Raw genomic sequence first — 25,695 nt, forward strand, 5'->3', positions numbered from 1 at the left:
TGAGACCAACAAATGTTTCACGTGCAACATTTGTTTTGTCCGCTGTCGGAATTCTTTATATTTTTCCTGACAACCTAATAGGCTAGACATCATTGATTTGATACATTCGATATATAAACAAAAGCAGCAAACACATTTGTTTGCTGCTTTTTGTTGGTAATAATGTTGCACGTGAAACATTATTTTAAAAGATTTTTTGCTAAATTTACGGCTACGACACCATCTTTGGCATAACAGTCCGCACCAGCTTGATTGGCATATTCTTGTGTAAGGACAGCACCCCCAACCATTACCTTTGCGTTACTGCCAGATTTTTTGAGTGCATGGATTACGGTATCAATTTGCGTCATCGTTGTTGTCATTAACGCACATAAGCCAACAATATCAGCATCATATTCAAGAGCTTTACGGACAATCGTTTCCGCATCAACATCTTTTCCTAAATCAATTAGCTGAAAACCATTGTTTTCTAATAATGCCGCTACAATATTTTTCCCTAAATCGTGAATATCTCCTTTTACTGTAGCAATGACGACGGTGCCATTGTTTTGTAAATTTTGCGCAGGTAAGATTTCTTTTATTTTTAAAAAAGCAGCACGCATCGCCTCAGCAGAAAGTAAAACTTGAGGTAGAAATAATTTTCCATTGCCAAACCCAATTCCGATGTCATTCATGGCAGCAGTTAATGCTTTTTCCGTGATTTCTGTTGGTGGATATTTCTCAGCCAAAGCTCTTTCAACTAGCGAGGCTACGGCTTCTTTTTCACCATTCATAACGGCAGCTTTTATTGCTGTCAAAATGTCGACATCTATTTCTGGTGCAGTGGCTGCTCCTTTTGGCACAGCTTGATTGGAGGCGATTAAACTGTAAGCACGCCCATTTTGATCGTGTCCAATCAAGGCAGCACTGGCAAACAGTGTATCTTGCATTGGTTTATCATAAGGATTCATAATCGGAGCATCAAGCCCAGCGGCTAAGCACATTGCAAAAAAAGTGGAATTGATGAGTGGTCGATTGGGTAAACCATAAGAAATATTGCTAAGTCCCATTGTGCTGGGATAGCCAAACTTTGCTCGATATAAACGTAATGTGCTTAATGTTTCTTGGCAAGCGTTAGGCTCTGCTGCAACTGTCATAACAAGACCATCTAGTAAAAAGTCACCTGCCTTGAGGCCAAATTCGAATGCTTCATTAAGAATCGTTTCCATAACTTGAAGGCGTTCGTCAGCTGTTTTTGGTACACCATTTGCTGAAATTGGCAGACACAATATAGCTGCTCCATATTTTTTTGCTAACGGTAGAAAGGTTTCTAGACGTTCTGGTTCTGCACTGACTGAATTTATGAGTGCTCGACCAGGATATGCTTTGAGCCCTGCTTCGAGTGCCGTGGCGTCGCTCGTGTCAATGGCTAATGGTACATCAACAAGCTGGGCAATTTCAGTAATGGCTTTTTTCATTGCGGCTGTTTGATCCATTCCACCTACACCCATATTGATGTCTAGAATATGAGCACCAGCTTGGATTTGTTCTAATGCTTCTTTTTTTGCTGATAAAAACGATCCGGATTTTATTTCTGCGGCAAGTTTTTTGCGTCCCGTTGGATTGATGCGTTCACCAATTAAAACCGTTGGTAAATCTTTATCAATAAAAACTGTTTTGCTGCGACTCGTAAGCGCAAGTCGTGGCAGGGACTGCTTTCTTGTTGATGCTTTTAGACCGGTAATGGCTTTTTTTATAGCAGCAATATGTTGAGGGGTTGTCCCACAGCAGCCGCCAATAAAACTGGCACCGGCTTCAATTAGCTGTGGTGCCCATTGTGCCATTTCTGTGGAATCCATGGGGAAGATGGTTTTCCCATTAACCAAATGAGGCATTCCCGCATTTGGTTGTACACTAATGGGTTTTGTGGTATTTTGTGCTAGTATCCGAATGATAGGTAATAATTGTTCAGGACCTAAAGAGCAGTTTGCACCGATTATATCAGCCCCCATTGCTTCAAGCGTAATGGCAGCTGTTTGAGGATCGGTTCCAGTAACGGTACGTCCATCATTACTATATGACATTTGACAGATTACTGGTAGATTGGTAGCTGTTTTTGCTGCAAGAAGTGCGGCACGCATTTCTTGAATATCAATACTGGTTTCAATGAGTATGTAATCAACCTCTGCTTCGGCTAAATAACGGGCTTGTTCAAAAAAGACACTATAGGCTTCATCAAAACTAAGTTCACCTAAGGGTTCAATAAATTTCCCCGTTGGTCCCATCGATCCGGCTACCTTTATCTTTTTGCCTGCGGCATCCTTTGCAATTTTTGCAGCTGCTATATTAATTTCTCTCGTGCGATCTGCTAAGCCGTAATGCTCTAATTTAATTCGATTTCCACCAAATGTATTGGTTTCAATGATATCAGCACCACTGGAAATATAATCCAGATGAATTTTTTTTATTAGATCAGGTTGAATGATATTTAATAGTTCGGGGCAGTCACCTGGTTTTAAATTAGCGGATTGCAACATAGTACCCATAGCACCATCAAAAACATATATCATAAAAAGCTCCTTTTATTTATTGATTTTTAAAGTGAAAATAAAATGAAATATTAACTACTGCGGCGAGCCAGACAATCTTGCTTGCTGCAAGCGGAACAAGATTGCTTTTTCTCATTTTTTTCGTTGGAATTTGGCACTAAACCGATGATAGCAGTTATGGATTTTCGGGGAATTAACATCATGGATTCTGTAAGAGTTATGCCAATTTCTTTGGCGTCGGATAAATGCAGCATTTCAGGCTGAAAGCAAATATCCCAGTCTCCGTAGCCAGGGCTAAATCGCCAAATCATTTGATAGCCTTGTGCTGTTGTATATTGTTTAATGGTTTTTTCAACATCATCCGCAGCTTGCTCTACTGCCGTTGTTGCCGCAGCATCCAGTAATAAGGAATATGAATATTCACCTTGTTTAAAATAATTCGTGATCTGTTTTTCAATAGTCTCACCAATTGTGACAGCTAATACGATTACTTTGGCAGATGTTGCCAGATGTTTACGAATCTTCTCGCCACGGATTAAAAATTCTGGAGATGATTCGACTTTGTAACTACAAGTGTTGTAATTATATATTTGCCAGATTCCTTTAGGTTCTGCCAGAAGCTGTGCTTCTAAACAGGCTTTTTGAATAATGGCCTCATTGAAATCAACTTTGCCTAAACCAGCGTACCGTTTTGTTTCAACAGGATCAATTTGTTTTAATACAGAATTATAAATAGGCAAGTCAATTCCTCCTTCATTAAAATGTTTCACGTGCAACATTTTAAGCGATATAAGTTGCATTGAATATTTTATATGGCAACCTAATAGTTTAGATGCTATTTTTTTAATGCAAATTATATAGTAACGTAATTTATGTAATATTGTAAGCTTAAGTAGTATTATTTTAACATAAAATGGTCTGAATTGGTGAGTATTTTTCTTGCTGGATTTATACTTTTTATTGCATCAAAACTTATAGGAAAAATATATAACAAAATAAAATTTACACCAATTGTAGTTTTTCATCTTATCATAGCAGGATAAAGTATAAAAGTTGTGGAATTCAATAAATTTAAGAGCTTCTATTTGTAAACGGGATATTCGTATAGATACTGAAGGAAGAAGGTGACAGTTGTGGCAAAAACAATTGCAATCGCCAATCAAAAAGGTGGCGTAGGCAAAACAACAACATCCGTTAACTTAAGTGCTTGCCTGGCAGCTGAGAAAAAGAAAGTTTTACTCGTGGATGTGGATCCGCAAGGCAATGCAACGAGCGGTTATGGGGTAGATAAATCCAAAATTGGACAATCCATTTATAATGTTTTAGTAGATGGATTACCAATTAAAGAGGCGATTCAAAAAACAAATTTTGAAAATTTACATATATTGCCAGCTACGATTGAGCTGGCAGGTGCAGAAGTCGAACTCGTATCCGCTATTTCGCGCGAAACAAAATTAAAACGAGCGATTGATCAGATTAAAGAAAATTATGATTACGTGATTATTGACTGTCCGCCATCATTAGGGTTGCTTACATTGAATTCCTTAACCGCGGCTGATTCAGTTTTAATGCCAATCCAATGTGAATTTTATGCATTGGAAGGAGTCTCTCAACTGATGAATACCGTTAAGCTGGTTCAGCAAAATTTGAATTCGGATTTAACGTTAGAGGGCGTACTTTTGACAATGTACGATTCCCGGACAAAATTATCGATGCAAGTTGCGGAAGAGGTAAAAAATCATTTTCAAGAGCGTGTATATCAAACGGTTATTCCAAGAAATGTACGTCTCAGTGAAGCACCTTCTTATGGACAACCGATTATTGAATATGATCCAAAATCAAAAGGGGCAGAAGTGTACCGGGCCTTAGCGAAAGAAGTGATTGCAAATGAGTAAAATAACACATAGCGGATTGGGCAAGGGACTTGGTGCATTAATACAGGATACGGCGGGATTAGATGCCGATACCAAAGATAAGGTCAAAGCTTTACGTGTGGAGGATATTATTCCGAATCAATTTCAGCCAAGGACAGAATTTAATGATGAATCATTAGATGAATTGATGCATTCTGTTCTTCAATATGGGGTTCTACAGCCGGTTCTTGTCCGTAAAAAAGGAACAGGATATGAATTGATTGCTGGCGAAAGACGGCTGCGTGCTTCGAAGCTGGCGGGGTGTAAGACGATTCCGGCGATTGTTCGAGAATATAGTGATGCCGAAATGACAGAAATTGCTTTAATTGAGAATCTACAGCGTGAAGATCTAAATTCGATTGAAGAAGCAAGGGCGTATGAACGCTTGCTGATAGAGTTTGGCTTTACGCAGGAATTGCTTGCTCAAAAAGTAGGTCGAAGCCGTTCGCATATTGCCAATTTCCTGCGCCTTTTAAATTTATCCGCGCCGGTTCAGTCGTATATTGCCAATGGATCCTTGACCATGGGGCAGGCGAAACCTTTAATCGGCTTAGCTGAGGCAGATTTACAGGTAGAAGCTGCTGATTTTATTATTGCGGAAAACTTATCAGCTCGAGCTGTGGAAGATCTCGTGAAAAAACTAATAAAAGTGCCTACCTATTTGAAGGATTGTGAAGAACGTGAGGAGATTATACCAAAACCAAAAGAAATTTTTGTAGTTGAAGCGGAAGATCATTTGCAAGCCATTTTAGGAACAAAAGTGAAAATTCGCTCAGGAAAAATAAAAAGTAAGATTGAAATTGAATTTTATTCAGAGGAAGATTTGGAACGTATTTTAGAAACACTAACGAAACCGGCAACGATTCAAAGTAGTTTAAAGCAAGGCCAATTTATTGTTTAAATTGGTCGGTCCGGATTGAAAATTTTTTGTTTTTCCTTAGGTAATGTAGATGATTTGTGATAAAATAACTTGGTGGAAAAGCATATAGAAGGAATAAGGAGAGTGCATGAAGGGCGTATTAGTAAATTTTTTAGCAATCATTACCGGAGCCTTTTTAGGATTATTAATGAAGCAAGGTATCCCCAGCCGTTATAAAAAAACGATTATGCAGGCACTTGGGTTAGCCGTTTTTCTGATTGGCATAAAAATGGCATTGGTGAGTGAAAATATCATTATTGTTATTTTGAGTTTGGCTTTGGGCGCTTTGGTAGGAGAATTTATCAATATTGATAGTATTCTCAATCGATTTGGTGCCAAAGTAACCGAAAAGTTTGGCAGGCAGTATGGGGATGTTGGCAAAGGTTTGATTACGGCATCTTTGGTTTTTTGTATTGGAGCTATGGCTATTGTTGGCAGTATTCAGGCTGGTCTTACGGGCGATGCTTCGATTATTTATGCAAAAGCTTTGATTGATGGGATTGCAGCGGTGATTTTTGCAGCTACAATGGGAATTGGTGTGGCTTTTTCGGCTTTTCCAGTTTTGCTTTATCAGGGTGCTATCACAATCGGAGCTGGATTTTTTGGTGATGTGGTATCCACGGCGATGATCCATGAACTCAGTGGTGTTGGCGGAATTTTGATTGTGGCAATTAGTTTGTCGATGCTTGAAATTGTAAATATTAAAACAGCGAATTTATTGCCAGCGATTCCCTTAGCAGTTTTTTTTGTTTGGCTGGGTTGGTTATAAATGAAATAAGGAGACTTGGAAATGGCGATAGACAATGTAGTTTTTATGAACTTTATGATGGGGAATATGTTTTACATCATTGGGGGATTAGGAATCTTAGTGTTAATAATGTATATTGTTATTATTAATATTTATTTAAATGTATCACATATGCAAAAACGTTATAAAAAAATGATGAATGGGACGGATGGAGCCAATATAGAACATATACTGATGGGGCACATTGATGAAGTCAGAGAAGCCGTGCAAAAATCAAATCAAATTGAGCAAGAGAATAAACGACTTGATGTTATGGTCAAAAAATCATTGCATAAAGTAGGGGTTGTACGTTTTAGTGCTTTTGATGGAATTGGTAGTGATTTGAGTTATGCTGTAGCTTTGCTTGATGATAATAATAATGGTATTATTTTATCAAGTTTATTTGGACGGGAAGAGTCAAGAACCTATGCGAAACCAATTGTAAATGGAGCCTCTTCTTATACATTGACCGATGAAGAATTACAAGCACTGGCAAAAGCACGAGAATAGGCCTCGATAAGAATTGTCCCTCGCATATTAAATTTACGTCAAATTATCTTTAAAAGATGAAAACCTTGTGCTATAATATTATAGTGCAAGGTTTTTTTTATGAAAATCAAAGAGAGATATAGATAAATTTAAATAATTTATAGTTTGGAGGATTTTGTTTGGATAAGCAAGTTCAAAAGCCGGATCATCGGGAATATACCATCAAAATTATTCCGCATCAAGGTGAAACAGTACGTAGCATTCGCTTGCCGATTCGTATGATTAAATATGGTATTGTGTCGATTACGGTCGGGATTGTTTTATTTATAGGAGCATTTGGATATTCTACATATAGCTTGCATTTAGCTGGCAGTGAGCAGGCGGAGATTACGGAACTTCGCCAGGTAAATAGTATTCAGCAGTCCCAGATTTTACAATTAGCTAAAAAAGCGAGTACATTGCAGGATGATATTGATAAGCTCAATCAGATGGAAGCGGAAATTCGGCGAATTTCTTCTATTAATGATGGAACGGATTCAAATCCAGGGGCTGGCGGCACACATGATGGTCAGGGTGGACCTTTGATTCAGCCTAATATTCAAAATCTAAGTGACACATTAGATGCCATTGAAAAAAATATTGCGATTCGGAAGCAAAGCTTGGAAGACCTTAAAGAAAAAATTTCGGTGCAGCAAGAGGTTATAGCGGTTACGCCTTCAATTTGGCCGGCTACGGGAGATGTAAGTTCTCCTTACGGACTTAGATGGGGTGGAACAGATTTTCATCCTGGCATTGATATTGCAAATGATGCAGGTACGCCTATTGTAGCAACTGCAGATGGCATTGTTACAGCTGCTGGATGGAACTCTGGTGGTTACGGAAATATGGTGGATATTGATCATGGCAATGGACTGATGACTCGTTATGGACATGCACAGCGAGTCGTAGTGACTACTGGACAACAAGTAAAGCGAGGTCAGGTTATTGCCTATATGGGCAGTACTGGGTTTAGTACCGGGCCCCATGTACATTATGAAGTACGAGTGAATGGTAAACCAGTAAATCCGTCAAGTTATTTATAGAAATTATTTTTAAATGAAAGTTATGATAGTTTGAACTGTATTTTGTTTAAGCGGACGAGGATGTGGTGAAATGTTTGGCAATACAAAAAAATCAACAGGCATGACTGTAAATAGTGAAATTGAAACAATAATTGGTAAAAATACGCAGCTTAAAGGTGAAATCAAAGGCAGCGGTAATATTCGTCTTGATGGCAATCTGGAAGGAGATATTGTAATTTCCGGTGATGTTATTATTGGTGAGCTGGGCAAAGTTAGTGGTAATGTGAAAGCAGACAATATGCTTATTTCTGGTATTGTTACGGGGAACGTGAATATTTCTAATAAACTTGAAATTTTTAAATCAGGTCAATTGATTGGTGATGTGAAAGCTGCAATACTAAGCATTGATGAAGGTGCAAAATTTAAAGGACATAGCGATATGGAAGCAAAGCGCAAAGATGCAGAGGTCGTTAATCTGGCACAATCTAAAAAAGCGTAATACATATTTTTTTGTTTAAGAAATGAGTAATAAACGAGGCGGATGAAAAATTATCTACCTCGTTTTTTTTATATAAAGTGCAGTAAAATTCATGGTCAATGCTTTCAACTGCAAAAATATACAAAATACATTATAGAGATGCTGTATCATAAAAAAAAGTTATTGTATTCGTGTATACCGCAAAACAATACAGTACAAAATAAATTCTTTTTAAAGTAAATACATTCATAGAGCTTGTATATCGCAGGCAAGAGACTATATATTATAAATATATGTAAAGTGATTCCTATGTATATTGACACATAGGATGTATATATATACAGCATAGAAAATACATTTTGTGAAAAATATGATCATAAGTGAAAAATTTTCAGAAAATTACAACGATATATGCATATTGACAGTATAAGATTACATTCTTATAATTATAATTACGTTACATTTAAATGCAATGTAACGAAACAAATGTACTCATCACACGGAATAGTTCGTTTTTGTAAAAAGAAGGCGATATATGTATATCGTCTTCTTTCATCTAAATAAAGAGATAGATTTTGATTACCGGCAATGGTGCTGACAAAGATCATGTACCATACACGATATATTTTAGTTGGTATGTGATCTTTTATTGACTATTTATGAATGGAGACATATCATTGTACTTCTTTTAGAAGTTGGATATTTCACTTCAGATAAGCATTTGAATTTTGTATATTTATGGAGGAGAAAAGTATGTGTAGAATTGGTTCAATCAAGAGTAAAGTACCCGTTCATCCGTCAAAAGCCTTGCATTTAATGCTTCCGCAGCAGGAAGGTCATGATAATTCAGGGTTTGCTATGGTTATGCAGGATTTATATGGGATTTTCTCAAATTATAAAGATAAACCATTGTTGTCTTTGGCCTGTACCCAGCGAGGGGCTGAGTTAGTGGAAGATTTTATGGATAGTCATAACTTTGTGCAGTTAGCGGAATGGATTCCTGTCCCAAATAAACAGCCTGGACTTGATATTCAAGCTATGCCATATTACATTTTCCGCAATTATGATTATCCTGAACATTATAACGAAAAAACGCCGGCTGAACGCGAAACATTACTGTTAGACATTCGGTTAGCACTCCGTAAATTACTAGAAGACCAAGGGGAAGGTTTTGTGTATTCTTTTTGGCCGGATGTACTGACTCTTAAAGAAATTGGCGATCCACGTGATATTGCTACTTACTTTAGACTATGGGATGACAATGGCTGCCTTGTAGCGAAAAGTATCGTCGCGCAGTGCCGTCAAAATACAAATTATGACATTGTACGTTATGCAGCGCATCCTTTCTTTTTGCAAGGGTATACATTGTGTGCAAATGGTGAAAATACGTTTTATACGAAAAATAAAGAATTTCAGAAATCCTTACATCATGGGTATATCGGCTTTGAATCGGATTCACAGAATTTTTTATATACACTTCATTATGTATTGCATGAACTCAAATGGCCAATCGAATATTATAAACATGTTATTACGCCTTTGCCTTTTGCTGAGATTGAAGCCCGTGAAGATAAAGATGTGTTGCAGGCAATTCGTCAATCGTTGGCTCATTTGGAAATTAATGGACCAAATACAATTATTGCTGTCTTGCCAAGCGGTGAAATGATTACGTGCTGCGATTCTAAAAAATTGCGTCCGGTAGTTGTAGGCGGAGATGATACGGTTATCGCGATTTCTTCTGAAGTTTGCGGATTGAATGAAATTTTACCAAATCGTGATATGTCAAAAGACATTTATCCGAATGAACGTGAAGTTGTTGTTATCAACAACGATTTGGAGGTACAAAGATGGAAACAGTAAGAACACAAGACATTGGCATCAATGATCTTAACTGGAAGATTGAATATAATCAGGAACGCTGCACGATGTGTGGCAGCTGCGTAGCATCGTGTACCTTTAATGCAATTGAGCCGGCGATGTCACGCCGTTCGATTACTGTGTCAAAAGGAGCACAGCCAGATCCGAAACATAAGCAAATCACGATTCCTGTGATTAAACAAAAGGCATCTTTGGCAGATGCCTGTGTAGGTTGTGGAATGTGTGAAAAAGTCTGCCCCAATAATGCAATTCGTCCAGTTCGAAATGAAGATACTCGTAAAACACTCTTATCTCGCGACAATGGCCCAATAAAACGTGGTGGGCGTACGAATCTTAATGCGCAGAGGACTTTTGACAGCATTGTTGTTGGCCGGATCAGCCAAATGACCGATCCATCGCTTGATTCACAGCGTCACACGTTTGATATTCGTGCTCCGTTTGGTCGTGTTTTGTCGCCGCATGAATTACCATTTAATTTAAAAAATGGTAAACTCAGCCTGGCGAAAAAAACGCCGCCTGTCAATTGGATTTATCCGTTGATTTTTTCGGATATGTCGATTGGAGCACTATCAACAAGAGCTTGGGAGTCCGTCGCAATGGCGACGGCTTATCTAAATGAAAAATGCGGCTTGCCGGTTCGGATGAGTTCAGGTGAAGGCGGTATGCCGGTGAAACTCATGGAATCGGAGTCACTTCAATATATGATTTTACAGATTGCCTCAGGGCATTTTGGCTGGAACCGTATTATTCAGGCGATGCCTAAAATGAAAGTTGATCCAGCAGGTGTGCTCATTAAAATTGGACAGGGTGCAAAACCAGGGGACGGTGGACTTTTGCCAGCGGCAAAAGTTGCAGAACATGTGCAGGCTATTCGTGGTGTACCAAAAGCAACGTTGTCTTCACCACCGAATCATCAAGGCTTGTATTCAATTGAAGAATCTGTTCAGAAAATGCATTTATCTTTAAATGCAGCTTTTGGCTTTCGTGTACCCGTTGCTATTAAATGTGCAGCTTCTGCTACGTCGGTATCGGTGTATAATAATCTTTTACGTGATCCCTATAAAATATGCGGTGGATTCTTTTTAGATGGCATCCAGGGCGGTACCGGTGCGGCGAATGAAATTTCATTGGATCATACAGGGCATCCGGTCGTTTCAAAACTGCGCGAATGTTATTTAGCGGCTGTAAAACAAGGGCTACAAGGTCAAATACCACTTTATGCTGGTGGTGGTATCGGTATGACTGGAAATGCTGCAGCTGATGCGTTTAAGATGATTTGTCTGGGGGCTAATGGTGTTTTTTGTGGTAAATTGCTCATTCAGCTGCTCGGCTGTGTAGGAAATGAACATGGCCGCTGTAATGCTTGCAACACAGGGAAATGTCCAACGGGTATTTGTACGCAAGACCCTCGTCTTGTAAAACGTTTGGATGTTGACCGTGGGGCACAAAAAATTGTTGATTATGTATTGGCATTCGATCAGGAATTGCGTAAATTGATGGCACCGATTGGCAATAGCTCACTACCGGTTGGGCGGAGTGATGCATTGGTATCAACAGATAAATCAATTGCCGATAAACTCGGTATTCAATATGTATGCTAAGGAGGAAGCGTGAATCATGTTTAAAATAGATACATTGCAGGGACATGAACGTATGTCTACACAAGACTTGTTATTGGCAATCGGTGAAGCTGTGGCCAATGGTGAAACCGACTTTGATATAGTAGCTTCCGGGCAGCATGATATTGGTGGGCCATTATGGCATCCGGAAGGTAAAAAATTGAAATTCCATGTCACAAATGCGGGTCAGCGTGTTGGCTCGATGTGTTTGGATAATACAGAAATTATTGTTGATGAATCGGCTTCGGCTGATGTTGGATGGCTGAACGCTGGTGGTAAGATTACAATTAAAGGTGATGCTGGTGATACTGCGGGACATTGTTCGGCTGGCGGTAAAATTTATATTGGCGGCAGGGCGGGGACTCGTTCAGGCTCTTTGATGAAACATGACCCGCTTTATGATGAACCAGAACTTTGGATCTTAAAAAATGTAGGTAGTTTCTCGTTTGAATTTATGGGCGGTGGTCGTGCCGTTGTTTGTGGTGTTGACTGTGAAGAGTTTACCTCCGTTTTAGGTGATCGTGCCTGTGTCGGTATGGTAGGGGGGGTTGTATATTTTCGCGGCAAAGCCAACGGGTATGCTTCAGATATCAAGCTTCTAGATTTGGAAGCGGATGATATTGCTTTTTTAGAGGGCGGTCTGGATTCTTTTTTGACCTCAATTGAGCGTCCGGAGCTGCATGACATTTTAGCTGATTGGAGTCAATGGCAAAAATTAAGACCACTGTCCTTTGAAGAGCATCAACCAAAACCAAAACCTGATTTTAAGGATTTTCGTCTGAATGATTGGGTGAAAGGCGGTATTTTCAGTGATGTGGCGATGGATGATTTTGATGTAAAAAGTACCGTTGTAACGGGCCTTTATCGGCAACGGATTCCGTCTTGGGACAATGCGAAATATGCTGCTCCATGTGAATTTAATTGTCCGGCGGGGATTCCATCACAACGTCGTTATGACTTGATTCGTGAAGGCAAACTTGAAGAAGCTTATAAACTGGTTTTAGATTATACACCATTTCCTGGATCGGTTTGTGGTTCGGTTTGTCCGAATCTTTGTATGGAAGGCTGTACACGGGCAACGATTGATGAAGCAGTACAGATAGGTGAACTGGGCTTTAGTTCCGTGTATGCAAAAATTGATCCACCAACAATAAAAACTGGCAAAAAAATTGCGGTCATTGGTGGCGGGGTTGCCGGTTTGTCTGCGGCTTGGCAGCTGGCGCGTAAAGGGCATCTTGTGACTGTCTATGATGATGCTGCTAAAATGGGTGGAAAATTGGAACAGGTTATTCCGCGCGGTCGTTTATCACAAGAGTTATTGCAAACTGAATTGCAGCGCATCGTGGATATGGGAGTTAATTTTGAATCTTCTTGTACGGTTGATGCAGCTAAATTTAATGAAATAAAAAAACAATATGATGCAGTTGTTGTCGCTACAGGTGGGCATAATCCGAGATTTTTCCCATGGGAAGGTGCGGATAAACTCGTCAAAGGATTATATTTCTTAAAAGCGGTTAATCGTGGTGAAACACCTAAAATTGGGAAGCATGTTATTGTTATCGGCTGTGGGAATTCTGGCATGGATACCGCGGTAGGTGCTTATCAGATGGGTGCTGAAACGGTAACTTGTATTGATGTGCAAAAACCGGCAGCGTTTAAAAAAGAAATAACGCATGTTGAAGAATTAGGCGGAAGATTGATTTGGCCATTTATGACGGCTAAAATTACGGATGATGGACTTTATGATGGCAATGGCAATTTTATTCCTGGTGATATGGTCATCGTCTCGATTGGTGAAGCCCCAATTTTAGATTATCTGCCTCAGAATCAAATTAAGAAATTTCGTGATTGGATTGTGGCTAAAAAAGATCAATCGGTTATGGATGGCGTGTTTGCAGCTGGGGATGTTATTAAGCCTGGGCGTTTAGTTGATGCAATTGGTGCCGGAATCAATGCAGCAAATTCGGCAGCGGCTTATGCACTTGGCGAACCGATTATTCCCCTGGTGACAAAAGAGCAAATCCCAGCGCAGCGAATAACCAAGGAGTATTTTGAAAAGTGTCATCACTGTGATCTACCAGAGGCATCACAGGATCATGCCCGTTGTATTAGTTGTGGTACTTGTCGTGATTGTCGGATGTGTATTGAATCTTGTCCAGAAAAAGCAATTTCACGATCTGAAGCGGAAGATAGTACGTTCGAATATGTTTCTGATCCAGATAAATGTATTGGCTGCGGTATCTGTGCAGGCATTTGCCCATGCGGTATTTGGTCATTGAAGCCAAACGATGAACCTATTAAAATGTACAGAACGTACAATAAAAATTAAAGAACCTAAAGTCACAGGGTAATCGTCTGAAATGGGGTATAGGGGGTTGAGTGGCGGCGTTACGGAAGAAGCAAACACTGCCATATATACCCTATTAATGGCAGATTGAAGATATATATTAAGAACAAGATGTCATCAAAAAAAGATGGCATCTTGTTTTTGCCTTTAGTTAACTTCTTAAATATTTACGGTTGACAATGCGAAAGCTTATTTCTATAATAGAGTTTGTTGTGGATTCATTTTATTTGTGAAAAAAGGGGTGAAAACAAGCAAAAATTTTTACAACAATGGTTAACTGTATTAAATTAATTGGTTTACCATTATTGTGTTATTGAAAATTATGTTTATAAGCATCTCATAAACAAAGGAGGATTTCAATTATGAAAATCGGTACTCGTGACATGATACTTATTTCATTGTTTGCGGCATTAACCGCTATTGGGGCTTTTATTAAAATACCGACACCAATGGTTCCATTTACGCTGCAATTTTTATTTTGCACGTTTGCAGGCTTGTTGCTGGGGTCTCGCCACGCCTTGTATTCACAACTTCTATATATTTTTATTGGGTTAATCGGTATACCGATTTTTGCCAATGGCGGCGGTCTGACTTATTTATTGCAGCCGACGTTTGGTTATCTGATCGGTTTTGCCGCTTGTGCTTATTTCGTGGGGTTCTTTAGTGAGCATAAGGGCCAAATTAAATTTTGGCCGATATTTGGGATTATTGTTTTAGGACTCATAGTGGATTATGTATGCGGCGTCGGTTATTTATACCTTGTTGTTAATTTTTATTTGCAAAAAGATATGAGCATATGGTCTGCTCTTATGGTCGGATTTATTCCTTACGTTACCTTTGATGTGCTGCAAAGTGCTTTGATTGCTCTGATTGCAGTGAAAATTATTCCGGTTATCCGCCGCGCGGGTTATGGGACAAACCAAGAATCTTTTCGAGCAGAAGGATAATGGAAATTGTGATTGCCGGGTACAATATTTAAATTTAACATAGCATATTTATAATAGTTTCTACATTCAAGGATCAGGGAGATGGATTTAAAATGAAAGGTTTATTTATTACAGCAACTGATACAGAAATTGGAAAAACAATGATTACCGGGGCTATTGCGGCGGCATTAAAAGCCCGGGGTAAAAATGTTGGCGTGTTTAAGCCATTGGCATCAGGGGGCATTTTAACACCGGAGGGGCGGCTCTTATCAGAAGATGCGAGCTTTCTTATGCAGGCGGCAGGTATTGGCGAGGAGCGGCGCCTGGAAGTAAATGAAGTATGCCTGGAGCCTGCATTGACGCCCGCTGTTGCAGCCAGAGTAACTTCAATTCAGATTGATATGGAAAAAATAATTGAAAATTTGCTGGAAAATGCGAAACAATATGATATTGTGCTGGTAGAAGGGGTAGGTGGCATAACAGCACCGCTGTGGCAGGAGTATCTTATTGTAAACCTTATGCAGCGGCTGCAATTACCAGCTCTGATCGTCGCAAAACCAGGGCTTGGAAGTATTAATCATATTGTTTTGACGTATGAATATGCGAAGCAACATCAAGTTCGGCTTGACGGGGTTATTTTTAATATGTGGGATGCAGAACATGCCGGTATTTTAGAAGCAAGCAATATAGAATATATTAAACAGTTAACACAGCTGCCAATACTTGGGCGAATGCCAGCTTCGAAAGAGCTTAGCGTCATTAAAAATTGTACGGATAATCTGGCCGCTATTGCGGAACAAAATTTATTAATCGAAGCTATTTTACAAATTATCGGATAAGGATGGAAAAAGATGAATACAATCGAAGCAAAAGATAAACAATACATATGGCATCCATTTACCCAAATGCAAGAATGGGTTGAATCACCGCAAACCGTTATCACATCAGCTAAAGGTATTACACTTTATGATACGGAAGGGAACACATATTATGACGGTGTATCGTCTTTATGGGTCAACATACATGGCCATCAGCGCCCTGAAATCAATCAGGCAATCATCGAACAGCTCGGGAAAACCGCACATACAACGGCTTTAGGTTTAGCGAATATACCAGCTTCGATACTGGCAGAAATGTTAGTCGAAGCAGCACCGGAGGGTCTCAAAAAAGTTTTTTATTCAGATGATGGTGCTACGGCTGTCGAAGTAGCACTCAAAATGGCGTTTCAATACTGGCAGCATCGAGGCAAACGAGAAAAAACACGTTTTATTGCGCTGGATAATGCGTACCATGGTGATACGATTGGCAGCGTAAGTGTTGGTGGGGTTGATTTGTTTCATCGCATTTTCCAACCGCTTTTATTTGAACCGTACCATATACCATCGCCTTCTTTTTATCATAGTTCTATGAAAAATGAAGCTGAATTTACAGAGTATTGTTTGAATGCACTGGAAACGTTACTGAAAGAGCATCATAAAGAGATTGCTGGTCTTATCATTGAACCTCTGGTCCAGGCGGCAGCGGGCATGCTGATGTCACCCAGGGGTTATTTAAGCGGGGTTCGGCGTCTGACAAAAGAATATGATGTCTTGCTTATTGCCGATGAAGTTGCTACGGGATTTGGCAGAACTGGACGAATGTTTGCCTGTGAGCATGAAGAAGTCAGTCCTGATCTGATGTGTGTATCAAAGGGGATTACGGGTGGGTATCTGCCTTTGGCAGCAACGCTGGCGACAGATGAAATTTATAATGCTTTTCTGGGGACGATGGCTGAGAAAAAAACCTTTTACCATGGGCACTCCTATACAGCCAATCAACTAGGCTGTGCAGCTGGAATTGCTAGTCTGGAAATTTTTGCCAAAGACCGTGTTATTGAGGGGCTAAAGACAAAAATTGCTTGTATTGATGAAATGCTGCAGGGCATAAAGAGTTTGCCGCATGTGGGGGATGCTCGTCAATGTGGTATGATTGTGGGCATTGAACTCATACTGGATAAAGATAAAAAAATTCCGTATGACTGGACACAGACAATGGGGGCCATTGTTTGTATGAAGGCACGTGAACACGGTTTGTTCATTCGCCCGGTGGGGGATGTTATTGTCTTTATGCCGCCGCTTTGCAGTACGGAAGCAGAAATAAAAATTATGTTGGATATTACCAAACGAGCTATTATAGAAATTACAGAATTGGGACAGTCCGCTGCAAGTGGTGGTGGTGCACATTTTTGAGGTATACCGAATGAAAAGTTGCTTTTTTATCGATTAGCAAACACAAAGCTGCAAATTGGCTATTATAAAATACATTTGTAAAATATAATAGTATTTTAGTGATAAAATTTCTTTAAAAAGAACTATACTGTTTTACGTAGTTCTTTAGCAGGTATTTCTTTTGAATTTGTCGAAATAATCTAGCAGATAGAACTATAATTATTTATTTTATATAGAATAAAGTAGATGGAGGAGCAAAATGAAATATCCTGATACTATTAAAACAAATGAAGAAATTCTCAACGCTTTTAAAGTAGTACTGCCATATATAAATACGCTTTCACGTGAAGATATGGTGATCGGCTTAAGTAATTTGACAGAGTATATTGATTATCAAAAGGGGGACAATCTTGATATAGATCTGGTTCCCGGCAAGTCGGTTACGAATATAGCGACGATAATGGACTGTATTCGTGGCAATAAAACGACGTTTGCGGATGTTAATAAAGAAGTATATGGTAAGCCAATCAAGACAATTTTTACACCGATCCGTGGAATCAATAATGAAATTATTGGCACGATCAGTTCCGGTGTCGATATGGCTGAAAATGAAAAATTGATTGAAACCGTTGCAGAAATGGCAAAATCAACTCGCAATGCTTACGAAGCGGTAGAGCAGGTTGCCCATAGTGCTAGTGAGCTTGCAAATGCGGGTCAGGAATCCATTACACAGGCCGCGACTCTTATGGAAAAAAATAGTGAAACCATAAAAGTTATTGAATTTATTAATAATATTGCCCAGCAGACGAACTTATTGGGACTCAATGCTGCAATTGAAGCAGCTAGAGCCGGAGAGATGGGGCGTGGGTTTGCCGTTGTGGCTGAAGAGGTCCGTAAGTTAGCGGAACAATCTAAATCTGCCACAGAAAAAATTCAACAGATTTTAAAGGAAATGAATATTGCTGTAACCGGAATTTCTCGGTCGATTGAAACAACGGGTTCGATTAGTGAAGAGCAAGCAGCTTCGACAGAAGAAATTACAGCAAATTTGGGCCATGTGAGTAATGCTGCTCATGATTTAGAAGTTTTTGTTAAAAAATTCAAATGACATAAAAAAGAGCCGAAGCGCTCACTCACTAAAGAGTGTGTGCTTCGGCTCTTTTTATTTTGTCTGTTTTATAATAGTTTTTCAATATCTGCAGCCATAGCCGATGGTACAGTTGTTGGTTCATAGCGAGTGACAACAGCTCCATCTTTATTGATGAGGAATTTTGTGAAATTCCATTTAATAGAATCTCCCTTTAAAAATTCAGGGAATTTTGTGTTAAGTGCATTGAGCAGGCCTTTGGCTACTGGATGGGATTCATCAAAGCCTTTAAATGGTGCTTGTGCAGTTAAGTAATTAAATAATGGTTGGGCATGATCGCCACGAACGTCACCTTTTTCGAATAAGGGGAAGGTTACACCAAAGTTTACTTTGCAGAACTGCTGTACTTCTTCATTGGTGCCAGGTTCTTGTTCAGCGAATTGATTGCTGGGGAAACCTAATATTTCAAGACCTTGATCTTTATATTTGAGATATAACGCTTGTAATTCTTCATACTGTGGAGTAAATCCACATTTGCTGGCGGTGTTGACGATGATGACGACTTTACCTTTGTAATCGCTTAAATCTTTTTCCTGACCTTTAATTGTTTTTACTTTAAAATCATAAATACTCATAGTAGATACTCCTTTTATATATTTTTTTGTCATCTATAGTACTTTGTAAGGGGCTTCATCTTATGGAAGAAGTTAGTTGATACCTATCATTTCATCCAGTTTTGCTTTATCGAAGCTCGTTACATAGGTGCTGCCATCGATTGTGGTTACTGGTACGATGAGATCGTTCGTGAGTTTATAAAGTTCATCACGGGCGGCATCATCCTCTTCGACATTGAAATCCTGGTATTCAACATTTTTTGATTTTAAATAATTTTTTACTTTATGGCACCATGGACATTCAGGTGTGGAATAAATTTTTACCATTTTATTTTCCTTCTTTCTGTTGTTGGATATATTTTTCGGCTAATAAGGCAGCGACGGTTCCGTCGGCTGCTGCCGTTGTAAGCTGGCGTATTTGTTTGGTTCTGATATCGCCAGCGGCAAAAACCCCGGGTATATTGGTTTCACAAGTTTCCCCGGCAATAATATGACCGGAAGATTTTTCTATCGTAAGATCATTTTTGAATAACTGGCTGTTCGGGACAACACCAATATTGACGAAAATACCATCGACTTTAAGCGTTTGCTGTTCATGCGTATTTTTATCTTCCAAAAGTATGGATTCAAGTGAGGTTGAACCCTCGGCTTTTAAAATGTTTGTATTAAAAAAACAGGTAACTTTTGGATTTTTTAAGAGTTTATCCTGTGAAACTGGATCCGCTGTAAGCTGTGGTGAACGATGGATTATATAAAGCTTTTGCGCATATTTATCAAGGAAATTTGCCGCATCAACAGCAGCATTGCCGCCACCAACGACAGCGATAATTTTATTTTGGTACATATGGCCATCGCATAATTCACAATAATGAATGCCGCGACTGAGAAATTTTTTTTCTTCGGCAATCGGGAGTTTGCGGCGCATCATACCGGATGTAATAATAACAGCATGTGGTTTATAGATCGTCGTTTCCGTCTCAATGATTTTTTCGGCAGCTGTTAATTGAACTGAAAGAATCGTATCAAATTCATCAATCTCTGCTCTTGCTGTCGTGGCCTGTTCTTGGATGCGTTCAACGAGTTCACTGCCTTTGATAGATAAAAAACCGGGATAGTTTTCAATGCCATGGGCATTTACAATTTGTCCGCCAACCAATTCATTTTCTAGAATTAAGGTTTTAAGATTCATGCGTCCGGCATACATTCCGGCAGTCAAACCAGCAACTCCGCCGCCGATAATAAGCAAATCCAATTCTTTATTCGGTTTTGTCAATGAAGTCACCATCCTTTTATAAATAAAGATTCTTTCTAAAAATAAAATATCCTTTATTTCATTGTACATCAGTAAGACAAAAAAAAAAAGCTTTTTATTGCAATAAAAAAAATTTTTTTTCAAGCATAGATATTACCATTTGCTTGTTTACGAAAACAAGCCTTGTGAACCAATATGGTTTTGGCTCATAAGGCTTGTTAGCGGATTATTGTATTTTTTGAACAGGTGGGACAGATGGTTTGGTTGGTTCATTTGTTTTTGGCACTCCGGTTGGTGGACTTGGTTTTGTAATGGCAGGGTGTTTCGTTTCTGCATCTTTAGTAGAAGTTGTTTTTGCTGGAGGTGTGGCTTCTTTTGGATTCACTGGGTTGCTGAGGGGCTTGTCGCGGCTGACCGGACCGGATGTTATTTGTGGTAAGGAGGCAGTATACTCTTCGGCCTCTCGACGCATGATAGCAGCCATTTGCGGTGTGACATCAATTCCTAGTGTTTGCGCTAAGGTTTCTCGGAGCTTTAAGATATTAGGAATCCAATAGCTTATATCATCAATAAATAAAGGCGTCCCGGGAACCATCTCAGCAGTGAGGCGATTTTCATGGGCCGTTTTTAAAATACCAGCAAGACTTAGCATCTTGGGGATGGATAGATCTGTTTTTACAGCTGAACTTATTTCTTTAATAATTCCGGGCAGTTTTGTAATAATATCGGTTGAAGAAATTTTTTCTAAAACAGCTTTCATGAACTTTTGTTGCCTGCCAATTCGTCCGATATCTCCCTCTTCATCACGAAACCGTACATATTCAATCGCCGTATCACCATCCATGTGCTGGAGTCCAGGGGCTAAATTGATGATAAGACCACCGTCATCATCCCAAGGGTCTTCATAATGCATACGTTTTTCGACATTGATATCAACACCACCAATGGCATTGATAATACGTTTGAAAGCCTGCATATCAATTAGAATATAATGATCGATCGGTATATTTAAAAAATCTTCGACGGTTTTTTTTGATAAATCATGTCCGCCAAAAGCAAAGGCGTGATTTATTTTATCATAGCCATGTCCGGAAATTTTTACCCTGGTATCACGCGGAATAGATAATAAGGAAATTTTCTCATTTTTTGGGTCGACCGTTGCCACCATTAAGGTATCACTTCGTCCGACATCATCGTCTCGGCTATCAACCCCCATGATCATAATATTCATTTTATCCAAGGCTACCATTCGATCTGGTGAAACTTTTGCTTTTTGATTTGGTTCAAATAAATAGCAGGCAGCACCAGCAATGCTGGCGAGTAGAAAAAGACCCAGTAATAAAAAAACTCCCCAATGGCTGAGGTGTCGTTTTTGTCGCTGCTTGCGACGCGGTTCTAAATTCATAAAACAGCTCCTTTATGTAAAGCACTTATATTGATTTTAAGAAATTTCAGCTTTGTTCATGACCAATCGTCGGAGGCTTTGATATAATTATAGGATCACTTCTTCTTATCATGGCAGACCTATCTGAAGATTTTATGAAAAGCAAGTACACTAAAATGCCGCCAGCTGTTTTTTATAGTTCACACAGCAGACGGCATTTTTAATGGTTCGAAACGGCAATATCATAGCATATATTCGATAACGGGTGTTTTGCCGGCTTCAACGAGGGAATTTGATTTAGCATTCAGTTCAGTCACTTTTTCATAATTGACAATTAAAACAGGGGTGATTAAATTCATTCCCTTTGCTTTAATGAACGGGCGATCCAGTTTTAGAATTGGCGTACCAGTCACTACCCGATCGCCTGTTATATGGAGTGCCGTAAAACCACGACCATCTAAAATAACGGTATCAAGACCCACATGAACGAGCACTTGGATACCATTGTCCGCAGTGATGGCAAAGGCATGTTTTGTTGTAAAAAATAAAGTAATAATTCCATCGCAAGGAGCGAGTACATAATCGCCATCAGCAATGATGGCGAGACCGTCACCGGTTAATTTGTCGGCAAAGACTGGATCAGGCACATTTTTGAGAGCCATTGTTTTTCCGGAAATTGGAGCAATTATCTGAAATGTCGATTGGATTGCATTTTGCATAATAGAAAATAAAAATAAAATAAATTTATTTTTATTTTTTCACCATCCTTTAGTTTATGTATTGAATTAAATAATTTTAACTTATTAACAGAAATGAAGCAGGGAGAGGTTGTTAATACGTTTTTTAATACCTATAGCGAAATTATTTCATAAAATTTTTGTTAATTCCCGACTTGTCGCGGCATGTTTTATAATAATTGATACTTTTTGATCAATTTCTAAAGCTTTTTTGTGTAAGGATTCGGCTTCTTCAAGCTGTTTTTGATTATTTTGCATCATTCCATCAAGAAAATTTTTCCAGGAGGCTATAGTGAGTGCATCGACTTGTAGTCGTAAGGCATGAAGATGCTTAGCACCCGGTGGGATGGCAACACTTTTTAGCTCGGCATCGCGTGCTTCATTATCAGGAATGACTTCGCTCTCAATAAATGATTGTAGCTTTAAACGTTGTAAGTCGGTTAAGCCAGCGTGCTCTAATTGCATGATATTGTGGAACTTTTCCTGCTGCTTTTTTCCCGTTTTATTGTGGCTGTCGATAATAGTTTGGGTAGACTGCAGATAGTTGGTGATGTCTTTTTCCTGAAGTGTTTGAATGGTATTTAAGAAATCTTTGTAGTTTTCAATGTAAACGACCTGCCAGTTCCCATTAGCTTCTTGTTCTAATCTGGCGCGCAAAGTAAAATCAGTTTTAGTATATTCTTCACAGATCTTTATTTCAGCTATAGCGGTTTTTCCATTCTTGTGGATAGAGGCAATTTGCTTAAGTTGGATATTTCGCAAATTTGAGCGTTCAATGAATTCATCAAAATCAATACCGAGTTGCTGCCCTTTTAGAATAGAACCTTTTTCTTCATTTTTTTTCCAAAGACCTGTATTGATATATTGTGAGATATCATCTTGGATACCAGATATAATCATGGGTTTTATTAATATATAAAAATTTTCGAATAGCGTTTTTGTTTTAAGTGGTAAAGTTTTATCATCTTTAAACATATCTGTAGTCAGATCATCATATGCTTTTGGTAAGAGAATGTCCAGATTGACGGATTTGCGAAAATCGCCGATATCGTGAGATTCGATTGCTGACTGAATATTATGCAAAGCGTATTCTGGTGTTTTGATATAGATAAAAAAATACCAAGCCCAAGCCCCGAGTAAGAAAGAAAAAGTAACAATAAGAGCGAGTAATTCCCAGGATCTTCTAGCTGTCCGGTGTGCTATTTTTTCTTTCCAAATGATGTCTTCCATAAAAGCAGTAACTCCTATACCTTGTTTTAATCTAGTTGCTATACAAAATTATACAGCAAAATCTAATGAAATGGGACAATGAGACTAAAATAAAAAAAAGTTGACATTTTTAAAAAATAATATTATAATATTTAACATTGACAGTGCAAAAAAATGTCAACTTGGGGTATCGCCAAGCTGGTAAGGCACGGGATTCTGAATCCCGCATTCGTTGGTTCGAATCCAGCTACCCCAGCCATTTGCAAATTTATGTTTTTATATAAAAAGGGGCTGTCGCATGAAGTGATTTTTCATTTCTGCGGCGGCTCCTTTTTTCGAAACAAAACAGTTTGAAGTCATTTTTTATATTGAAGGATAAAAAAAGGCGCACGAAAACGGCCCACCTATTAATGGGTTTTTCGTACGTCTTTTCTTTTAGGCTGCGTTATTTACAGGGAATAGATACTGTCCTGATCGGCTGGACTGTATTTTATGATGCATTTTTCCTATATTATGTGCCATTGCCATCAACATACTTTCTACTAACGCATTTACTTTTCCCCGTCCAAGAAAACGCCTAAACTGTAGGTCGGCCTTTATATTTGCAAAGGTTCCTTCCGACTGAATGCTCCGATTCACCCGTAGTTCAATCCCTTTCTTTGACGTAATGCGTTCTAAATCTTCTGCCCGTTTCTGCTGGAAAATCTTTGATATTTCAAAATGTTTGGTTCGTGCTTCTAAGGGCGTCTTGCTGCGATTCCCATGAATGCACTGTTCTTTTAATGTGCAGTTGCTACAATTTTCACACGAATATTGCGTCTTCCATGTTTCATAGCCTGTTTTGGTTTTCTGTTTTCGTTCGCCGCTTACGCTGATTTTCTTACCATTGGCACAGACATAAAAATCTTCATCCGCATTGTATTCCATGTTTTCTCTACGACCGATATCTTTCTGATATTTTCGCTGTTTGCTCATTTCATAGTTGTTCGGCTTGATATATGCTATTTGTCCATGCTGCTCAAGATACAGATAATTTTCCTCACTCTCATAACCAGCATCTGCGATAACATTGAGGTATTTTTGAGAGAAATGTGCCTTAAAATCTTGAAGAAACGGAAGAAGTGTCGTCGTATCTGTCAGCTGTGAGCCAACCGTCACCCACACCACATATTCGGCATCAATACCATACTGGATGTTATATGCTGGCTTGAGCTGTCCGTTCCTCATCGCATCTTCCTTCATTCGCATGAAAGTGGCATCATGCTCTGTTTTTGCAAAACTGTTACGTTTCCCGCAGACATGGAGTTTGTAGACATAATCTTTGAGCCGACGGATATATTCGTCGAGAGTCTCCATGGCTTTCTGTAGCGGTGATTTTCTTTTTCCTATGCCATGAACGAAGTGGATACTTTCCTGCCGTTGAAGACTTTTCAATTTGCGGCGAAGGCGCTTCAAATGATACATCTGGATTTCTTTCTCATGTATGGCATGAATACCGAAAGTTTCTTCAACCTGCTTGATGAAAACAGGAATTTTATCCACAAGCTTTTGCATGTTCTTTGTTACAGATTTTTTCCAGACGAATTTGTACTTGTTAGCGAAAGCCTCTATTTTCGTTCCATCAATAAAAATATTTTCCAGGGAAATCTCGCCCAAACTGGCCAGGCGACTGTCCATCTGTGCAAATATATCTTTTGCACAAGAGGCCAGATGAATCGAACGAAATCTGGCAATCGTCGCATGATCTGGAGCGTGCTTACCCTCAAGAAGAAACATGAAATTGATGTCTCGTCTACAGGCCTGCTCTATTTTGCGGGAACTGCGAATACAGTTCATGTGAGCATAGATAAGGATTTCCAGTATCTGCCGTGGCGTCGCCTGATTTTTCTCGATATGAGAATATGTACGGTAAAGCTCTGATAAATCCATCCCTTCAACAAAGTAGCGAAGTAGGCGGACTGGGTCATCCTTTGGAATTTTAAATTCAATATTTAATGGAAGATGCAATTGATAAGAACTCCCAAAAGTTGTATAATCTTTTTGTGTAATATTTGGTTTTTGCATACTTAAATTTTACACGTACTCTCAGACGATTAAAAGCCTGGGAGTTCTTTTTTTGCAAAAAAAAGCTGCCGTACGTTTTTGCAACGTGCGACAGCCCCTTTTTGTTGTTAAATTTTATTCTTTTCTGCTTTTATCGAAATGCGTATGCTATAATGAACTAACTACACACATAGAGGGTTCAAACATTTTTCTGAAG

Annotated in this window: 22 protein-coding genes and 1 tRNA gene; 14 read left to right on the forward strand and 9 right to left on the reverse strand. The window is 39.0% G+C overall.

The genetic code is table 11. The features are described from left to right. Positions 1–179 precede the first annotated feature (179 nt). Positions 180–2,549: a homocysteine S-methyltransferase family protein gene (locus BMY14_RS14135; RefSeq protein WP_091833099.1), complete on the reverse strand. Its 2,370-nt coding sequence runs from the start codon at positions 2,547–2,549 to the stop codon at positions 180–182. Between the two features lie 50 nt (positions 2,550–2,599). Continuing rightward, the gene (locus BMY14_RS14140) at positions 2,600–3,298 is read right to left on the reverse strand and encodes a vitamin B12 dependent-methionine synthase activation domain-containing protein (RefSeq protein ID WP_245741426.1); all 699 of its coding nucleotides are present in this window, start codon (positions 3,296–3,298) and stop codon (positions 2,600–2,602) included. A gap of 363 nt (positions 3,299–3,661) precedes the next feature. On the opposite strand from BMY14_RS14140, the gene BMY14_RS14145 reads away from it, so the two are divergent. The 13 genes from BMY14_RS14145 (at position 3,662) to BMY14_RS21215 (ending at position 18,260) form a co-directional block, all read left to right on the forward strand. Further along, positions 3,662–4,423 (forward strand): ParA family protein, encoded by a 762-nt coding sequence (locus tag BMY14_RS14145; protein WP_091833104.1) that lies wholly within the window; start codon positions 3,662–3,664, stop codon positions 4,421–4,423. Then, positions 4,416–5,342 carry a ParB/RepB/Spo0J family partition protein gene (locus BMY14_RS14150; RefSeq protein ID WP_091833107.1) on the forward strand — a complete coding sequence of 309 codons (927 nt, stop codon included), beginning with the start codon at positions 4,416–4,418 and terminating at the stop codon, positions 5,340–5,342. Before BMY14_RS14145 ends, BMY14_RS14150 begins: the two co-directional genes overlap by 8 nt. Before the next feature lie 106 nt (positions 5,343–5,448). Next, the gene (locus tag BMY14_RS14155) at positions 5,449–6,129 is read left to right on the forward strand and encodes a DUF554 domain-containing protein (protein WP_091833110.1); all 681 of its coding nucleotides are present in this window, start codon (positions 5,449–5,451) and stop codon (positions 6,127–6,129) included. Between the two features lie 21 nt (positions 6,130–6,150). After that, positions 6,151–6,657, forward strand: coding sequence for a DUF4446 family protein (locus BMY14_RS14160; RefSeq protein WP_091833112.1), 507 nt, complete (start codon positions 6,151–6,153; stop codon positions 6,655–6,657). 158 nt (positions 6,658–6,815) lie between these two features. After that, positions 6,816–7,718: a M23 family metallopeptidase gene (locus BMY14_RS14165; protein ID WP_091833115.1), complete on the forward strand. Its 903-nt coding sequence runs from the start codon at positions 6,816–6,818 to the stop codon at positions 7,716–7,718. Positions 7,719–7,788: 70 nt separating this feature from the next. Continuing rightward, on the forward strand, positions 7,789–8,196 hold the full coding sequence (locus BMY14_RS14170; protein ID WP_019555310.1) for a bactofilin family protein: 408 nt from the start codon (positions 7,789–7,791) through the stop codon (positions 8,194–8,196). Between the two features lie 732 nt (positions 8,197–8,928). Beyond that, positions 8,929–10,035 (forward strand): class II glutamine amidotransferase domain-containing protein, encoded by a 1,107-nt coding sequence (locus tag BMY14_RS14175; RefSeq protein WP_019555476.1) that lies wholly within the window; start codon positions 8,929–8,931, stop codon positions 10,033–10,035. Then, on the forward strand, positions 10,023–11,654 hold the full coding sequence (locus BMY14_RS14180; protein ID WP_019555477.1) for a glutamate synthase-related protein: 1,632 nt from the start codon (positions 10,023–10,025) through the stop codon (positions 11,652–11,654). Before BMY14_RS14175 ends, BMY14_RS14180 begins: the two co-directional genes overlap by 13 nt. Before the next feature lie 16 nt (positions 11,655–11,670). Then, entirely contained in the window at positions 11,671–14,001 is a 2,331-nt protein-coding gene (locus BMY14_RS14185; RefSeq protein WP_091833118.1) for an FAD-dependent oxidoreductase, read from the forward strand. A 380-nt stretch (positions 14,002–14,381) separates the two neighbouring features. Continuing rightward, positions 14,382–14,966: a biotin transporter BioY gene (locus tag BMY14_RS14190; protein WP_091833121.1), complete on the forward strand. Its 585-nt coding sequence runs from the start codon at positions 14,382–14,384 to the stop codon at positions 14,964–14,966. A 92-nt stretch (positions 14,967–15,058) separates the two neighbouring features. Next, a complete protein-coding gene (gene bioD, locus BMY14_RS14195) occupies positions 15,059–15,784 on the forward strand; it encodes a dethiobiotin synthase (RefSeq protein WP_091833124.1) in 726 nt (241 codons plus the stop codon). A gap of 12 nt (positions 15,785–15,796) precedes the next feature. Further along, positions 15,797–17,173, forward strand: a complete 1,377-nt coding sequence (bioA, locus tag BMY14_RS14200) for an adenosylmethionine--8-amino-7-oxononanoate transaminase (RefSeq protein ID WP_091833127.1) — start codon at positions 15,797–15,799, stop codon at positions 17,171–17,173. A 616-nt stretch (positions 17,174–17,789) separates the two neighbouring features. Further along, complete coding sequence (locus BMY14_RS21215) at positions 17,790–18,260, forward strand: methyl-accepting chemotaxis protein (RefSeq protein ID WP_407635989.1); 471 nt, start codon at positions 17,790–17,792, stop codon at positions 18,258–18,260. A 68-nt stretch (positions 18,261–18,328) separates the two neighbouring features. On the opposite strand, the gene BMY14_RS14210 is transcribed toward BMY14_RS21215, so the two are convergent. From BMY14_RS14210 to BMY14_RS14235, 6 genes are all read right to left on the reverse strand, one after another. Beyond that, positions 18,329–18,874: a glutathione peroxidase gene (locus tag BMY14_RS14210; protein WP_019555483.1), complete on the reverse strand. Its 546-nt coding sequence runs from the start codon at positions 18,872–18,874 to the stop codon at positions 18,329–18,331. A gap of 72 nt (positions 18,875–18,946) precedes the next feature. Further along, on the reverse strand, positions 18,947–19,180 hold the full coding sequence (locus BMY14_RS14215; protein WP_019555484.1) for a glutaredoxin domain-containing protein: 234 nt from the start codon (positions 19,178–19,180) through the stop codon (positions 18,947–18,949). A gap of 1 nt (position 19,181) precedes the next feature. Further along, positions 19,182–20,126, reverse strand: a complete 945-nt coding sequence (locus tag BMY14_RS14220) for an NAD(P)/FAD-dependent oxidoreductase (RefSeq protein ID WP_177177609.1) — start codon at positions 20,124–20,126, stop codon at positions 19,182–19,184. Between the two features lie 205 nt (positions 20,127–20,331). Then, the gene (locus BMY14_RS14225) at positions 20,332–21,510 is read right to left on the reverse strand and encodes an LCP family protein (RefSeq protein WP_091833133.1); all 1,179 of its coding nucleotides are present in this window, start codon (positions 21,508–21,510) and stop codon (positions 20,332–20,334) included. A 221-nt stretch (positions 21,511–21,731) separates the two neighbouring features. Beyond that, positions 21,732–22,208 carry a PTS sugar transporter subunit IIA gene (locus tag BMY14_RS14230; RefSeq protein ID WP_091833136.1) on the reverse strand — a complete coding sequence of 159 codons (477 nt, stop codon included), beginning with the start codon at positions 22,206–22,208 and terminating at the stop codon, positions 21,732–21,734. Between the two features lie 147 nt (positions 22,209–22,355). Then, the gene (locus BMY14_RS14235) at positions 22,356–23,456 is read right to left on the reverse strand and encodes a hypothetical protein (RefSeq protein WP_091833138.1); all 1,101 of its coding nucleotides are present in this window, start codon (positions 23,454–23,456) and stop codon (positions 22,356–22,358) included. A gap of 162 nt (positions 23,457–23,618) precedes the next feature. On the opposite strand from BMY14_RS14235, the gene BMY14_RS14240 reads away from it, so the two are divergent. Next, a tRNA-Gln gene (locus BMY14_RS14240) sits at positions 23,619–23,694 on the forward strand. A gap of 176 nt (positions 23,695–23,870) precedes the next feature. Here the strand turns inward: BMY14_RS14240 and BMY14_RS14245 are convergent. Beyond that, positions 23,871–25,499 carry an IS1182 family transposase gene (locus BMY14_RS14245; RefSeq protein ID WP_091833141.1) on the reverse strand — a complete coding sequence of 543 codons (1,629 nt, stop codon included), beginning with the start codon at positions 25,497–25,499 and terminating at the stop codon, positions 23,871–23,873. Between the last annotated feature and the right edge of the window lie 196 nt (positions 25,500–25,695).

Source organism: Propionispira arboris (assembly GCF_900109225.1).
GTDB lineage: Bacteria > Bacillota > Negativicutes > Selenomonadales > Selenomonadaceae > Propionispira > Propionispira arboris.